We start from the raw sequence: 15879 nt of genomic DNA, 5'->3' as shown, positions 1-15879 counted from the left end.
CTACCGGTCAGGTCAGAACGACTTCGACTCTGATGTGCGAGACAACAGTCGTCGTTCATCTTGATAGCCAATGCTCCGTGGCATCTCTGACGAATGGAATGAGGGGCGACGGCCCCGCAGCGCGTTGGTTGGTCGGGGTGTCGGCGGCGGCCGGTAGCTTAGTTGCGAAGCCTAGAGTCACGCCCGATGACCTGGCGGAGAGGCGCTGCATGAGCGAGTCCGAAGGGCTTCCTGCCCGCGGTGTGGTGTTCTGGCCGGTCGGTACCGGAGACAGCACCACGGTAGTCGTCGACGACCTTCTTGTGATGCAGGTCGACATTCACGACATGGCGAAGGCGGACGACGAGCAAACGCCTGAGGTGGCGGTAGTCGATCGCCTCGTCGAAGCGTTGCCAGTGGTCGAAGGCAAGCCCTATCTCGCAACGTTTGTGCTTACCCATGCGGACAAGGACCACTGTCTTGGGTTCGCGGACCTGCTGGAGAAGGTGAACATCGGCGAATTGTGGTCGACACCCCGACTTTGGCGTGAGTACAACGACCCGGACGCTCCAGAGCTGTGTAGCGACGCCGTTGCGTTCCGAGAGGAGTCGGAGCGGCGAATCGCGGCCACGATGGATGCTGTGAACGCGGGCACCGTTCCCGCGAGCGGCGATCGGATTCGCGTTGTCGGCTACGACGATGAGCACAGTTCGCACGCGTACAGCGAATTGCCTGACGAGTATCTGGCGTGGCCTGGACGGTCGTTGACGGTACTCGACGGGCACGAGCGTGCTGGCGAGTTCGAGGCGTTTATCCACGCGCCGTTCAAGGATGATGCCGCTGCCGCTCGGAACGAGACCTCGCTCTCGATGCAGGTGAAGTTGACCGATGAGACGGGTGTTGACGGGAAGGTGCTGCTGTTCGGCGACCTCGCTCATGACACGATCATGAAGGTCTTCGATTACAGCGAGTACTACAACCGCGAGCAGTACCTCGCATGGGATCTTCTGTTGGCGCCTCATCACTGCTCCAAGAGAGTGATGTACAAGAGGGACGCCGATGGCGATGAGCAGCTTCAGATGGATGTGCTCAATGCGTTCGAGCGCAATGCACGTCCGGGCGGCACCGTCGTGTGCAGCAGTGCAGTGTTCCCGAATGTGGACGTCGACGGACTCAACCCTCCCCATAGGATGGCTGCGGATCGATATGCGGAGATCGCCGACGAGGTGATCTGCACCATGTCGTGGGTGGACGAGGGGGCTCCTTCGCCGGTGGTGTTCGGTGTCGACGCAGCGGGTGCCCGCATCATCCGCGGCGATTTGGTCAAGTCGGCCGCATCCGAGGCCGTGATCGAGCTCGCCGCGTCCGCGGTTGGACGTCGGTTCGCTGCTGTCACAGCGGCTGCGGTAGCGGTTGGGAACGAGATTCCGAGGTCGGCTGCGGCCTTCACGACGGGTGTCGGCCATGAGCGGGTGGATGCGGCCGTGACCGCGGATCGAGGCGGTAGCAGCGCGCCGGAGACGCCGGTCGGGTTCGGTCGTTGAGTGCACTTGCGCGGCGGCAGCTGTCCGAACTCGCCGAAGTTAGCGGCGGTGCAATCCAGCTACTGGGCGCTGAGACCAACCAGAGCGGTCTGACCAGCTTCACGGTCTCGCTCGACACGTCCGGAATCGAGACGGTCGGTGACGGCATCCGCGTCCGCGCTCGTGAGCGGTTCGAGATCGTCGTCGGCTCGTCTTTCCCATACCAACACCCGGATGTGTATGTCACGCATCGACGATGGGCGGGAACGCCACACGTCCAATGGGGGCGCTTTCTCTGCCTGTACGCGGCCCCCGCCGTGGAATGGAATCCCGCGGACGGAATGCGGGGACTGATTGGGCGACTGAATCTCTGGCTCCGCCGAGCGGCGGCTGGCGAACTTGATCCTGCTGGACAGCCGCTCCACCCGCCGGTCGCGTACAACTCGTACAAGAATGGCTGGGTGGTGGTCCGCCCGGACCTGGGTGATCTCGTTCCCTGGTCGGAGGCCTGGCCTGCACGGGTACGGCTCCTATATGCGTGGTGCGCGAAACGGGGCGAGCGAATCGACATCCTCGATTGGCTGACAGGGCAGCAGGTCTATGACCGGTTCGTGGCTGATGAGCTGCCAGCTCGGGCAGAGGACGGCATTGCGCTCTTCGCGGCGCCGTTGGTGCTGATCAGCGACACTCTCGACATGGAGTACCCGAGCACCGCGGAGCTCCTCGCGAGTGCTCTCGACCGGCATGGCGTCAGCCGCGATGAGCTGCTCAAGGCGCTCGTCAACGCTCGCACGATCAACAAGGCCATAGGCGTGACGCTTGAAGGCGATGACGCCGTGCCCGCGATGATGCTGTTGGGTACGCCTGCCCGCCGTCTTGAGCCGGGAGTGCTGCTCGCTCATATCACGGCCTGGCACCTCGATGATCTCGGCACGAAGATCACCGATCTTCTCCAAGATGTCAGTCCCGAGCACGTCGATCTCGCTGCGCGGGTGCGGGACCTGGCTCACGACTGGCTCGGTTTCGCGAAACTGCGGTGGATGGTCATCCACGAAGCTCGCCCCGAGGTGACGCGTCGTCGAGATACCGACTCACCTGTCCAGTGGCTTTCTGGCAAGAGAGTGCTGGTGCTGGGTTGCGGCGCCCTTGGAGCTCCGATCGCCGAGCACTGTGTTCGTGCAGGGGTTGCCCAGCTACATGTCATCGACAAGGGAGTTGTCACGCCGGGAATCCTCGTTAGGCAGCCGTACGAGGACGCTGACATCGGCTACAACAAGGCCGAACGACTCGCGCCGCGATTGTCTCGAATCCGCCAGGACCTGACCGTCACGAGCTCGCGCGTCAACATCGTGACGGGGATACTCACCGATCCGGGGAGCCTGCTCCAGTACGACCTCATCGTCGACGCGACGGCCGACATCGGTGTGCGGGTCGGCATCGAACGAGCCCGCGCAGCCGCGCGTGCCCAGTGGCCGGCGACCATAAGCGCACTGTTCGGCCACACAGCCCAGCGGGGTGTGGCCACGGTCTCACTACGAGGAGCGACCGGAGGGGGGCATGACATCCTTCGCCGCCTCGCCATCGACACGGCCACCACTGCGCCTGCCGGGTGGGGAAGCATTTCCGAGGACCTCTTTCCCGACCCTCCTCGAACGGAGCGATTCTTCCCCGAGCCCGGCTGCTCCGCCCCCACATTCACGGGTTCCGCGGGCGAGACAGCAGCTCTTGCCTCCGCGCTACTCGTCTCCGCGGTCGCTGTCGTGGCCAGTACGGACGCTGCGCCCATGACCGCAATCGGCTGCGACTTCTACCCGGATGCGAAGGGACCGCGACCCGTGCTCATTGGGTGGCGGAATGACTTGACCCTCACAGATCAGACCGGGGAGTACGAGATCCGCATCAACGCGCGTGCGCTGGCAGAGATGCGCACCGAGGCTCGCCGTGGGCGCCGAGTGCGCGGGCCGCGGATCGAAACCGGCGGGATGCTGCTGGGGAGCTTCGACGAGGCAACGCAGACCGTCCTCATCGACACGGTTTCAGGTCCCTCGCCGGATAGCCATCTGTCGGCCGCATACTTCGACCACGGAATTGAGGGTACGCAAGAGATTGTGACCTCGCTCCGTGCCGCCACTGCCAATCGGGTTGGGTTTGTCGGCATGTGGCACACACACCCGTACGGTTTTGCATCACCCAGCTCGACGGATGAGGCAGGCATGGCCGACATCGTCGCCCCAGACGGGAACAGCCGTCGTTCCCTCATGCTGATCCTCGGTGGTGACGTCACCATCTGGGAAGGCTGGATCGATCGAGGAACGTCGCCCGACGTCTATGCTCGAGTGGTCGACCGGACCACTGCCCGCCGGCAGGCGCGGGGTGTCGGACTGTATCTCACCTCACCCGGTGCGTGGTTCCCCGGCGGATATGCCTACCCGACGCAACCGCCCCCCGGCATCGGCGGACGCAAACGTATCGGCACGAACCAATGAGCCCGAGAATCGGACTCGCCCTGTCGGGCGGCGGCTTCCGCGCAACAGCATTCGGCCTCGGCAGCCTACGCGCGCTCCACGACCGCGACCTACTGCGCCAGGTGACAGTCGTCTCCGGAATCAGTGGTGGCAGCCTCCTCACGGCGATGTGGGCTTACGGCCCCGAACGGTTCGATGAGTTCGACGACACCGTCACGGAGGTTCTACGCGCCGGCCTCCAATGGGAACTCGCCCGACGCGCGTTCGCACCACGCGCGGCGGGGCGAGCCATCGCAAGCGCTGTCCACGCGATCGGCGGGCGGCAAGGGCGCTCCTACTCCCGCACGGATGCGCTCGTCGAGGCGCTTGCGGCACGTGACTTCGGCGCCAAGCTTGTCACCGACGTCACGCATGCTGGCACCGACGCCGTGATCTCGTCAACCGACATGAGGACTGGCAATGCGGTGCGATTCGGCAGTGCCGTCAGCGCATGCTCACCATACGGAACGATCCTCAGCGAAGTAACAGTCGCGGAAGCGGTTGCGGCCTCCGCGGCATTCCCCGTCCTGCTTCCTGCTTTGCGCCGCGGCTATGAGTTCGTAGGCAGGGACGGCACTCATCGCAGCGAGCAACTGGTCATGACCGACGGCGGTGTGTACGACAATCTCGGGCTCGCTCCCTTACTCCCCGGTCGATCAAGGCAGTTCAGCTCGCATGTCTTCGACCTCGACTACATCGTGGCCGTCGATGCCGGACGCGGCCGTGTGGAGCGCCCCGCAGCACGATTCATGGTCGGCAGACTTGCCCAGAGCTTCGACATCACCCACACCAAGTCTCAGGATGCGGGCCGGAGCCGTGTCCACTCGGCCCGCGAGAATGCACAGTTAGAGGGGTTTGTTCACGTCTACCTCGGCATGCGAGACGAGCGGCTGCCAATATCCGTGGCGGACCTCGTTCCCCGCACTCGCGTCCAGAACTACCCGACGAATTTTGCTCCCATGACAACCGCTCACTTGGAAGCCATCGCAATCCGCGGAGAACAGCTCACTCGAACCTTGCTCAATGCCTACACACCCGACCTCGGCGCGTAGGTTGGTCGGCGCGCGAGTGGGGTTCAGCCCACGGGCAGGGAACCTTCCAGCGACCTTGTCCTCTCGACATTGCCGGTGGCACGTCAGATTGCCGACGCAGCCTTCTCATTCCGTCTGAGCGCCCGGAAAGCGATCCGCCTGCGGCTTCCGATGCGTAATCCCTAGGCAGGCGGGATGGCTGGGCACTGACTGCCATGCTTGTTGGTATGTCGCAGCCGAACGACCTCCTCGCCGTCCTTGTCGACGCCGACAACGTGCCGCCATCGAAGATCGGTGCAGTCCTCACAGAGGTCGCCCGGTTTGGCACGGCCTCGGTGAAGCGGGTCTACGGCGACTGGACAAAGCCGAGCCTGAGCAGCTGGAAACCGGTCGCCAACGAGCACGTCATTCAGCCGATGCAGCAGTTCGCCAACACGGTCGGAAAGAACGCGACCGACAGTGCGCTGATCATCGACGCCATGGACCTGCTCTACACGCGCCGATTCCATGGGTTCTGCATCGTGTCATCCGACAGCGACTTCACCCGTCTCGCATCACGTATTCGGGAAGAAGGTGTCACGGTCTATGGGTTCGGAGAGCGGAAGACGCCCGAAGCCTTCCGTAACGCGTGCGATCGATTCACCTACCTCGACGTGCTCGACGAGCCGGCAGCGGAGAGCACCACTACGGCGCCGACGCGCGTTCCGCCGCAGAAGCTGCGCGGCGACACCAAGCTCGTCTCAGGGTTGCGGACGAGCGTCACCACCGCATCGGGCGAGGACGGATGGGCGAACCTCTCGGCGGTGGGCGTACTGATGAGGAAGCAGCATACCGATTTCGACTCACGAAACTGGGGGTACGCGAAACTCTCCGACCTTGTTCGAGCGACGGACCTCTTCCTCATCGAGCCCCGCCCTGCTGGCGGATTGCAGGTGCAACACCGCAAGAAGAACGGCGACTGAGAAGCCGACAGCGATTGGGCACCTGAATGCACCTCATCTAGGCGCGCAGTGCCGCTCACCCACCTCCTCCAGCGCTAGGTGAGCGTCGACGCGGTGCGCTATGCACACCTCCCTCTCGAACCCATCCGTGCGACGAGGGAGATTCCAGTGATCGACATCGATCCGAACGGCACCGGCCTTCCCGGCATCGACCAGTTGCGCATCATCGTCGGCGCCGTGATGACGGTCGGGCTGATCCTGAGCGTGCTTGCATTGCTCGTTTCGGCGATCGTGTGGGGATTCGGCGCGAACTCGTCGAACCCGCACCTCGCCTCACGCGGCAAGCTCGGCGTGCTGGTCGCATGCGGCGCGGCGATCATCTGTGGCGGGGCCGTCACGCTCATCAACTTCTTCTGGAATGTCGGCCAAGCCGTCTGATCCGGGGCGCGCGCAATCGTGATGGAAGCGCCGATGAGTGTCTGCGACATCCCCGTGATCGCCGAGGTCTGCGGGACGGTAGGCGAGGGCACGGCGTCGCTGATTGCGGCGCCGTTCGACTGGCTCGCGCACGCGATGGGGTTGGCGGCCGCGTGGCTGTTCGAGGCCGTTTGGGACGCGTTCGATACGACCACGCTGGTCGATCTCACCGACCCCGGATACATCGCTGTCTTCAACGTGCTGTTCGGCGTCGCCGTGCTCCTCGCCCTGATCTTCTTCTGCCTGCAGCTCATCACGGGCCTCGTGCGACGTGACCCGGGGGCGCTTTCTCGTGCGGCGCTCGGCCTGGCGAAGGCGGTGCTCGGTTCCTTCGTCATCGTGACGATCACCGGCCTCCTGCTCGAGATCACCGACCAGTTGACCGTCGGGATCGTGCAGGCCAGCGGGAACACGATGGAAGGGATGGGCGATCGGATCGCCCTGCTCGCTTCCGGCCTCGCGGCGATCAACATCGGCGCTCCAGGTGTCGGTGCGATCGTGACGATCTTCTTGTCCGCGCTCGCGATCAGTGCAGCCGCGATCGTCTGGTTCTCGCTTCTGATCCGCAAGGCGCTGCTGCTCGTCGCGATCGTCTTCGGGCCGGTTGCGCTGGCGGGTGCGACCTGGGATGCCGCGAAGGGGTGGTTCTCGAAGTGGGTGGCCTTCGTGATCGCGCTGATCCTGTCGAAGCTCGTGCTCGTCGTGATCTTCCTGGTCGCGGTCGCGCAGGTGTCAGCGCCGATCGACGCGGATCTGGCATCCATCAGCGACCCGATCGCCGGGATCGTACTGATGTTCATCGCCGCGTTCGCGCCGTACATCACGTACAAGTTCCTCAACTTCGTCGGCCTCGACATGTATCACGCGATGTCGAGTGAGCAGGAAGCGAAGTCCGCGATGAACCGACCAGTGCCCGTGCCGAACGGGCCAATGTCCGACAGCGCGAAGAAGATTCTCGGCGACAGCGATGGTGGCGGTGTCGCGCGAGCGGGGCGCGGTGGCCAAGCTCCAGCTGGCCAGAGCAGCGGGGGCAGCGCGTCAGGTGGCGGAGGGACCGGCGGCGTCGGGCCTAACGGAGCCGCCTCGACGACCGGTGCCGCGGGCGGGTCCGCGACGCAGGGTTCAGCTGCGGGCGGGGGCACCGCCGGCGCAGGCGCAGCGGCGGCCGGAGTCGGGGCAGGGGTCGCTGCCGGCGCCGTCGTCGCGTCGTCGACAGCGAAGGCCGGACCGACGGTCGGACACGCGGTCGGCGGCGTCGCGGACACGCATTCGGCATCGGCCGGCGACGCCGCGGCATCCACCCCACCGAGTTCGTCGCCCCCGGTGCTCGGCCCCAGCAAGGCGAAGACCCCCACACCTTGGCCGGATGCTGCTTCCCCGGCGGCCCGCCGCGCACGAAAGGACGTGTAGCCATGGGCACGGAAACGAGCACCGCGTATCAACTCGAGCCGGTCCAATTCTCACGGCTCACGCGACGAGGCATCCTGCTCGGTCTCTCACTCCCCCAGCTGATCGCGCTCTCGATCGCCGTGCTCACCAACGTCGTCTCGCTGTACACCGCTGGCGCCGCGGGCATCGCATGGACGAGCCCGATCTGGGCAACCGCAGCCGCACTCGCGGCGATCCCGATCGGCGGCCGGAAGGTCGTCGAGTGGGTGCCGATCGTCAGCCGCTGGCTTTGGCGTGCCGCACACGGGCAGCTCACCTATCGGCGCCGCATCGTGAAGCCTCGACCGGCCGGCACGCTCGCGCTGCCGGGCGACGCGGCGCCGCTTCGGGAATGGAACGATCCCGAGTCAGGTGCGGTCATGATCCACGACCCGCACACGCAGACCCTCACCGCGATCGTGACGGTGTCGCATCCGGCGTTCGCGCTCCTCGATCCCGGCGAGCAGCACCGTCGCGTCACCCTCTGGGGCCGGGCGCTCGCCGGCGCCTGCCGATCCGGGCGCATCGCACGCCTCCAGGTCACCGAGCGCACCCTCCCCGACTCGGGCACCGGTCTCGCCGAATGGTGGCAGCGGCATGGGATCGAAGACGATAGCTGGGCGTCATCCACCTACCGCGACCTCATCCAACGGGCCGGGCCGGCCGGCGAACGGCACGCGACCACGATCAGCCTCTCCCTCGATCTGAAGGCCGCCGCGCGACAGGTCCGCACGTCGGGCGGCGGCATGCGCGGTGCAGCGACCGTGCTTCGCCAGGAGATGGCGGCACTGACGGGGGCGCTCCGCGCCGCCGACCTGATCGTCGGCGGATGGCTAACCGCCGACGAGCTCGCGAGCATCCTGCGCACGGCCTACGACCCGGCGGTCGGCGTCGAACTCGACCGGCATCCCGAAGTCGGACGCTCGTTGGACGCAGCCGGCCCCGTGGCCGTAGCCGAGAGCTGGGATCGCCTTCGCTCCGACAGCGCATTCCATGCCGTGCTCTGGATCAGCGAATGGCCACGTTCGCAGGTCTACCCCGGGTTCCTTTCGCCTCTCGTCTTCACGAACGGCGTGCTTCGAACGGTGTCGCTGCACTATCTGCCCGTCCGGGCGGACCAGGCTGCGAGGGATCTCCGCAAGAAGAAGACCGAGCTCATCAGCGACGCCCACCAGCGCCGACGTATCGGCCAGATCGAGGACGCCGGCTCGAGCGCCGAGTACGAAGACGTACTGCAGCAAGAGGCCGACCTCACCGCCGGTCATGGGGTGTTGCGCACGACCGGTCTGGTCTGCGTCACAGCACCGACCGTCGACGACCTCGACGCGGCGGTGTCGACGATCGAGCAGGCCGCGATCCAGGCCTCCTGCGAGATCCGCCGCCTCGTGGGTCAGCAGGCGCAGGCCTTCACCGCCGCCGCCCTGCCGCTCTGCCGCAGCGTGTGAAGCCGGGCACACCTCCTATGCGGAGCACCTGTCGTGCGAAGCATCCGATTGGAGTCATCATGATCGACGAACGCATGGACGCATCGACGTCCCGATGGATCAGCGTCGTCTTCCTTCAGGATGAGGATGCCAGCGAGCTGCTGGCGATGATCGACCGCGACGGCGAAGCGGCCGCAATCGAGTACCTGCAGCAGTGGGACCTCGGCGACGAGACAACTGATGCCGCGCTCGTGAACGGCTACGTCTACGACCGGATTCCCGTCGGATCGGCCGATCGCACGATCGAGGATCCCGATTCGCCGTACGCGCTGACCTACAGCGAGATGTACGGCTATGTTTCGCTCCTTCGCCGCTACGAGGCCGCGCCCGACGCGGAACCGGTGGTGCCGGGGGCAACCGTCGAGACATCCGCACCGTTCCGGGATGCGATTCCCCAGCACTTCGACGTCGACCCCGCGCTGTCGGCACACCGGACCCGGCACGTGATCGCGCTGTGAACACGGTCGACGAACGGCTGCACACCGCGGCGCTCGCGGTGCCCCACAACGAGCACCGCCGCGAGCGACGTGCGCGGAAACGTTCAGCGTCGCAGATCGAAGCGGATGCTCGACGAGCGAAGACACTCGAGGCGCGCGCCCGCTTGCAAGCCGAGCGCGCGGAAGCTCGGTCGGCCGCCTACCTCCCGGCTGCCGGCGACACGGGTCCAGCGCAGCTCAGGATGCCCGGCCGTCTGAAGCTGCCCAAGCACCAAGACACGTCGGCCACGCTGGCCGGGCATTACCCGTTCCTCGCCGAAGCCGGGCTCGGTTCGGCCGGCGTCTTCGTCGGCCAGGACCTCTACTCGGGCGGATCGTTCGTCTACGACCCGTGGGTCCTGTACCAGCGCGGCATGATCACGGCGCCGAACATCGTCCTGGCCGGCATCGTCGGCTCCGGGAAGTCGTCGCTCGCAAAGTCGCTCTACACCCGGTCGCTGCCATTCGGCCGGCGGGTCTACGTTCCCGGCGACCCCAAGGGTGAGCACACGGCGGTGGCCGAAGCCGTCGGCGGTAGGGCGATCATTCTCGGCTATGGGCTGCGCAACCGGCTCAACCCGCTCGATGAAGGGCATCGGGCGGCGTCGGCGTCGGACGCAGAATGGGCCGCCCAGCTGGCATCACGTCGCCGTGAGCTCATCGGCGCGCTCGCCGAGACCGTGCTCGACCGGGCGCTGAGCCCGCTCGAACACACGGCCATCGACCTCGCGCTCGCCGACACGGTCAGGAGCGCGGAGGTGCCCATCCTGCCAATGGTCGTGGACCGCATCCTGGATCCCACCAGCGAGGACAACCACGACGGTCGGCTCGCAGAAGACGGGCGCCTCGTCGGCCACGCGCTGCGCCGCCTCGTCGCCGGCGACCTCGCCGGCCTCTTCGACGGGCCATCCACCGTCCGATTCGACCCGTCGTTGCCGATGGTCTCGCTCGATCTCTCCCGCGTCGCCGAGAACTCGACCCTCATCTCCGTACTGATGACCTGCTCGTCGGCGTGGATGGAGTCCGCGCTCGCCGACCCGGCAGGCGGCCAACGCTGGGTCATCTACGACGAGGCCTGGCGGCTGATGGCGTACCCCGCATTGCTGCGCCGAATGGACGCGCAATGGCGGCTTGCGCGCCACTTCGGCATCGCGAACATGCTCGTCTTCCACAAGCTCAGCGACCTCGACAACGTCGGCGACTCCGGATCCGCGATGCGCGCCCTCGCATCATCCCTGCTCGCGAACGCGGAAACCCGGATCGTCTACCGCCAGGAGCCCGACCAACTCGGTCACACCGCGACCGCCCTCGGACTCAGCGGCACCGAGCAGAAGCTCCTCCCTGCACTCGGCACCGGCCAAGGGCTCTGGCGGGTCAAGGACCGCAGCTTCGTCGTCCAGCACCAACTCCACCCCGACGAACTCGAAGCATTCGATACGACTGCCCGCATGACTGCGGGCCGATAGTCGATCAGATGGAGGAGGCACTGCAGATGACCGAAACCCTGGACCTGGAGCGGGAGGCGAGGATGACACTCGCGGCGTTGTCCGAGCCGAACGACATTATTACCGGGACCCTCGTTGGCCGACTCGGCGCCGCCGCGACGGTCGACCTCGTCACGACCGGGGAGCGGCTGCCGAACGGCGTCGACCCGGCCGAAGGCGAACTGTGGCGGCGTCGACTCGCCCCACGCATCAACCCCGACCAGGTCGAACGAATCCGCGCCGACATGGAACGCCACGACTTGCACCTGCTGACCCCAGACGACCTCGACTGGCCCGGCGAACTCCAGCAGCTCGGCGCAAGCGCACCACTCGCGCTCTGGCTCAAAGGCGACCCCAGCCTGCTCGCAGCGCCTCTCCCGAGCAGGGTCACCGTCGTCGGCGCGCGCGCCTCCACCAGCTACGGCGACCACGTCACCACCGAACTCGTCTCGGGGCTCGCATCCCAAGGGCGCATGGCGGTCTCCGGCGGGACGTACGGCATCGATGGGGCAGCGCACCGTGCCGCAACTGCCACATCGCCCGGATCGACAATCGCCGTGATCGCCAGCGGACTCGACCGCGCCTACCCCGCCGGCCACGAACAGCTCTTCGAACGCATCGCCGACGCCGGCGGCCTCATCGTCAGCGAGCTCCCGCCCGGGGCTGCGCCCACTCGGTGGCGCTTCCAGCAGCGCAACCGGCTCCTCGCCGTGCTGTCAGGGGCGACCGTCGTCGTCGAAGCCGGGCACCGATCGTCATCGCTGAACATCGCCGGCCAAGCGCACTCGCTCGGCCGACCCGTCGGCGCCGTGCCCGGACCTGTCACGAGCGCCGCGAGCGCCGGATGCCACCGGCTGATCCAGGAAGGCGTCGCAAGCCTCGTCACCGATGCTCAGGATGTCACCGACCTACTCGACTCCACGAGCGGGTTCTCAGGTGACCGGACCTTCGCCTACTCCCCCGCCCGACGCTTCGACCGCGCCGGCCCCGGCCTCGTGCTCTGAGGGCGTCATGCGAGGTGGGGTGCATAGATGAGCACGACACGAACAGGCACACTCGGCGATGAGTTCGCCAACCTCGGCATCGCGCTCCTGATCGGCGCGGCCGGCTTCGCGCTGCTCCTCCGCCTGGCCGGCACTATCGCAACGTGGGCTACGGGACTCCCGCAACCGACTGGTGGGCCCGAGGCCGGGCTCGCCGTAGTCCTGAATCCAGGCAACCCAGCCACCGCTCTCGGCGCGCCCGGGCTGAACCCTTTCGTGTTCTGGCTCAGTGCTGCCGTGCTGATCACGATCGCCGTGGCCGTAGCGATCTGGTTGTGGTGGATGCTTCGCGGTACAGCTCGCACCCGAAGGCTCGATCCTCACCGCATCGCCGGCATAGCCACGCGAACCGAGGTGACGCGCGCCGCATCCCGCGCCGCGCTCATGAAGCGGGCCATCCACTTGCGCCCCTCGCTCACGAACGCCGGCCCAGCTGACGTCGGCTACGTCCTTGGTCGCGCTCGCGGCACCACGGTCTGGGCAAGCGTCGAGGACTCGATGCTCGTCATCGGCCCACCCCGCTCAGGCAAGGGCGCGCACATCGTCATCAACGCCATTCTCGACGCACCCGGCCCCGTCGTGACCACGTCCACCCGACCGGACAACCTCACCGTCACACTTCGAGCGCGGCAACGGACGGGGCCGGTCGCGGTGTTCGACCCGCAGCACCTCGCCGCGGGCGTCCCTGCCGGCTTGCGCTGGTCGCCCATTCGTGGCTGTGAGGACCCGCTGACCGCGATGATCCGTGCCACCGGCCTTGCCGCCGGAACCGGGCTGTCGGCCGGCGGCGTCGACGGCGGCGGGTTCTGGGAGGCGAAGACCCGCACCGCGCTCCAATCGCTCCTTCACGCCGCCGCCCTCGACCGTCGCCCACCCGCCGAGCTCTTCCGCTGGACCCTCGACCCATCCGCTTCCCACGACGCCGTCTCCATTCTGCTCAGCAACCCGTACGCCGCGACCGGATGGGGCGACTCACTCCAGGCCATGCTCGAGGCCGACCCCCGCACCCGAGACTCCATCTGGCAAGGGGTCTCGCTCTCCCTCGGCGCCCTCGCCGACCCCCGGGTACTCGACGCCGTCTCGCCGACCGACGGCGAGGGATTCGACCCCGAACGATTCCTCCGCAGCAAGGGCACTCTGTACCTCCTCGCCACCGGCGCTGGCGCGAACAACTCCGCAGCGCTCGTCTCGGCGTTCGTCGAAGACCTCATCGAGACCGCCCGACGAATGGCAGCCCGCAATCCCGGCGCACGCCTCGACCCGCCGCTCCTGCTCGCCCTCGACGAGATCGGCAACCTCGCACCCCTGCCATCGCTGCCCAGCCTCATGGCCGAGGGCGGCGGCACCGGGATCACGACGATGCCGGTCCTGCAGTCCCTCGCGCAAGCTCGCACGAAGTGGAGCGACAATGCTGCCAACTCGATCTGGGACTCCTCGATCGTCAAGATCGTCCTCGGCGGAGCATCCAACTCCCGGGACCTCCAAGACCTGTCAACTCTCATCGGCGAGCGCGACGAAGCAACCGACTCGACCACCGTCGGCGACCGCGGATCCCGCTCGTCCCAGCGCTCGATCCGCCGTGTCGCAACGATGCCACCCGACACCATCCGAACGCTCCCGTTCGGCACGGGGCTCATCCTTCTGCGTGCCGCTCCCCCGGTCATCGCCAAGCTGCTTCTGTGGACGAACCGAGCGGACGCCGCGGAGCTACGCGCGCAACGCGTGGAGATCGAACGGCTCCTGCGGAAGCCGGCTCGAGCGGCTGCGCCAGAATCACCGCCGACTCCCGAAGACTGATGACTGCAATCCGATCTTCGAATGTATGTTCGAAGCATGCGCTATTGGCAGCCGAAGCTCCGGGTCGTCGGGCCCGGCACCTGGCTTCAGTTCGACGCAAGCAGGCGCATCGCCATCATCCGAACGGTGACCGCTGGATATCCACCCCGACCCCTCCTCCGCGCCGACACATGGTCCGCAGATGACGACGCGCGCGCCTTCCTCGGCTACTTCCCCGCCGACGACATCCGCCTCTGCGCTGAGGTCGTCTGGACCCTCTACCAAGAAGCGACATCCGCCCCAGTGAAGGACGCCACCGTGAACACGAAGCAGCCCGGATCCACCCAGTGGCACCCGCTCCTCAACGCCGATGAGAACAGTCCAGGCACATGGACCCTGCGCGACTCGGAAGGCCACGCCTACGGCGGCATCCGCATCACACGGCAGGGCACCGACGTCTTCTACCTCGCGCAATACCGCGGGAATCCGATCGGACGATTCGACCGACTCCGAACCGCTGTCGAGACCGTGCACCTCGCCCATGTCCGCACGACGCAGCATCCCCGTGTGCCGCCTGACCCGTACGCGACGCCGCGCCCGTGAATCGGCCGGCGCACCTGTTCCTCGAGCGGACCGATCGGTCCGCCGAAACGAACAGGAGGTCGAGTCCCATGGCTCTTCACACGCAGCAGTCGCTCTCCGGCTTCATCGCCTCGGATCCCCAGCAGTCCATCACCGAGAACGGCGACACCCGCTTCTACGTCCGCATCGGCCAGCCGCACTTCCGCCGGGAAGACGACGGCAGCTTCAGCGAGCTCGAGCCGAGCTTCCACGACCTCGTGACCTACCGCGCCACCGCCGACCGCGCGTTCGCCCGCTTCGCGAAGGGCGACAGCTTCGTCGCCGAGGGGTACGTCCGCACCTTCCAGGTAGAGCGCGACGGCGCGATCATCGAGCGCGAAGAGTTCGTCGCGAAGAAGATCGGCCACGACCTCGCCCGCACGAACTACGACGTCGATCGCTCACGGCGTACTGGACCAGCCGTCGAGCAGGCCGTGCCCGACGCGCTGGCATCACGCCGGCCAGCACTGGTGCGCGACGAGTCATCCGCCCTCGGGCTGTGAGCCGACCATGCCGGATGCCTCGAGCCGCTGGCAGACGGACGACGACTCGCTCGGCGCCGACGCGTTCGACGACCTCGACGGCCCGCTCACTCCGGAGCCGCCGCACCCGATCAACTGGAACCTGCTCACCGCTGAGGAAGCGGAGGTCGAGTGGATTGAACTCAACCGCTGGGTGAACTGGCTACGACGAACGTACGGCCTACCGGCGTCCGTGGTGCCACCGTTCTGGCACCGGCACCCCGAACTCGTCTGGGAACTCTCCGCGCTGCACCTGCACTGGCTCAGCGCTTACGACCCCGACCAGCACGGGTCAGCACCCTACGGCTGGCACCGCGACTTCGCCGACGCCCGCCAACGGCTCCATGACTGGGTCGGAACGTCTGGCACGCGCCTCGACCGCGATCGCCCAACTCGCCAAACTGCCTGGCCGGGTGAGCCTCGTGTTGCTACCGACGAAGATCTCTCGATTGTCGACCGTGAATCGGACTTCGTGCAGTTCGTGATCGAAGACGTCACTCGACGTCGCCACGCTCACGAGGCGTTTCCTTCTCCGACCAAGCACGACCAGGACTAGGGCTGCTATAGAGCTCCTGTGGCTACGTCGACGCG

Annotated in this window: 14 protein-coding genes; all 14 read left to right on the top strand. The window is 66.7% G+C overall.

Annotated elements, in window-relative coordinates:
- Nucleotides 1-209 precede the first annotated feature (209 nt).
- Entirely contained in the window at nt 210-1523 is a 1314-nt protein-coding gene (mblB, locus tag ACULK4_RS08800) for an anti-phage 6A-MBL system MBL-fold protein (RefSeq protein WP_445966593.1), read from the top strand.
- On the top strand, nt 1520-3988 hold the full coding sequence (gene cap2-3 / locus ACULK4_RS08795) for an anti-phage 6A-MBL system cap2_3 protein (RefSeq protein ID WP_445966594.1): 2469 nt from the start codon (nt 1520-1522) through the stop codon (nt 3986-3988). Before mblB ends, cap2-3 begins: the two co-directional genes overlap by 4 nt.
- Complete coding sequence (locus ACULK4_RS08790) at nt 3985-5058, top strand: patatin-like phospholipase family protein (RefSeq protein ID WP_445966595.1); 1074 nt, start codon at nt 3985-3987, stop codon at nt 5056-5058. The genes cap2-3 and ACULK4_RS08790 overlap by 4 nt, the downstream gene beginning before the upstream one ends.
- Before the next feature lie 206 nt (nt 5059-5264).
- Complete coding sequence (locus ACULK4_RS08785) at nt 5265-5999, top strand: NYN domain-containing protein (RefSeq protein WP_445966596.1); 735 nt, start codon at nt 5265-5267, stop codon at nt 5997-5999.
- A gap of 147 nt (nt 6000-6146) precedes the next feature.
- A complete protein-coding gene (locus ACULK4_RS08780) occupies nt 6147-6416 on the top strand; it encodes a DUF6112 family protein (RefSeq protein ID WP_216841909.1) in 270 nt (89 codons plus the stop codon).
- Between the two features lie 33 nt (nt 6417-6449).
- Complete coding sequence (locus ACULK4_RS08775; RefSeq protein ID WP_445966597.1) at nt 6450-7865, top strand: conjugal transfer protein TrbL; 1416 nt, start codon at nt 6450-6452, stop codon at nt 7863-7865.
- 2 nt (nt 7866-7867) lie between these two features.
- Nucleotides 7868-9328 (top strand): SCO6880 family protein, encoded by a 1461-nt coding sequence (locus ACULK4_RS08770; protein ID WP_445966598.1) that lies wholly within the window; start codon nt 7868-7870, stop codon nt 9326-9328.
- Between the two features lie 59 nt (nt 9329-9387).
- Nucleotides 9388-9825 carry a hypothetical protein gene (locus tag ACULK4_RS08765; protein ID WP_445966599.1) on the top strand — a complete coding sequence of 146 codons (438 nt, stop codon included), beginning with the start codon at nt 9388-9390 and terminating at the stop codon, nt 9823-9825.
- Nucleotides 9822-11309 carry a putative type IV secretion/conjugal transfer ATPase gene (locus tag ACULK4_RS08760; RefSeq protein ID WP_445966600.1) on the top strand — a complete coding sequence of 496 codons (1488 nt, stop codon included), beginning with the start codon at nt 9822-9824 and terminating at the stop codon, nt 11307-11309. Before ACULK4_RS08765 ends, ACULK4_RS08760 begins: the two co-directional genes overlap by 4 nt.
- Nucleotides 11310-11335: 26 nt before the next feature.
- Nucleotides 11336-12331 (top strand): DNA-processing protein DprA, encoded by a 996-nt coding sequence (gene dprA, locus ACULK4_RS08755; protein WP_445966601.1) that lies wholly within the window; start codon nt 11336-11338, stop codon nt 12329-12331.
- Nucleotides 12332-12358: 27 nt separating this feature from the next.
- Nucleotides 12359-14167: a type IV secretory system conjugative DNA transfer family protein gene (locus tag ACULK4_RS08750; RefSeq protein ID WP_445966602.1), complete on the top strand. Its 1809-nt coding sequence runs from the start codon at nt 12359-12361 to the stop codon at nt 14165-14167.
- Between the two features lie 36 nt (nt 14168-14203).
- Nucleotides 14204-14749, top strand: a complete 546-nt coding sequence (locus ACULK4_RS08745) for a hypothetical protein (RefSeq protein ID WP_445966603.1) — start codon at nt 14204-14206, stop codon at nt 14747-14749.
- A gap of 68 nt (nt 14750-14817) precedes the next feature.
- Entirely contained in the window at nt 14818-15270 is a 453-nt protein-coding gene (locus ACULK4_RS08740; RefSeq protein ID WP_445966604.1) for a single-stranded DNA-binding protein, read from the top strand.
- Between the two features lie 7 nt (nt 15271-15277).
- Nucleotides 15278-15844, top strand: coding sequence for a hypothetical protein (locus ACULK4_RS08735; protein ID WP_445966605.1), 567 nt, complete (start codon nt 15278-15280; stop codon nt 15842-15844).
- Nucleotides 15845-15879 lie beyond the last annotated feature (35 nt).

This window comes from Agromyces selenitireducens (assembly GCF_052748465.2).
This window is presented reverse-complemented; position numbering and strand designations above follow the sequence as displayed.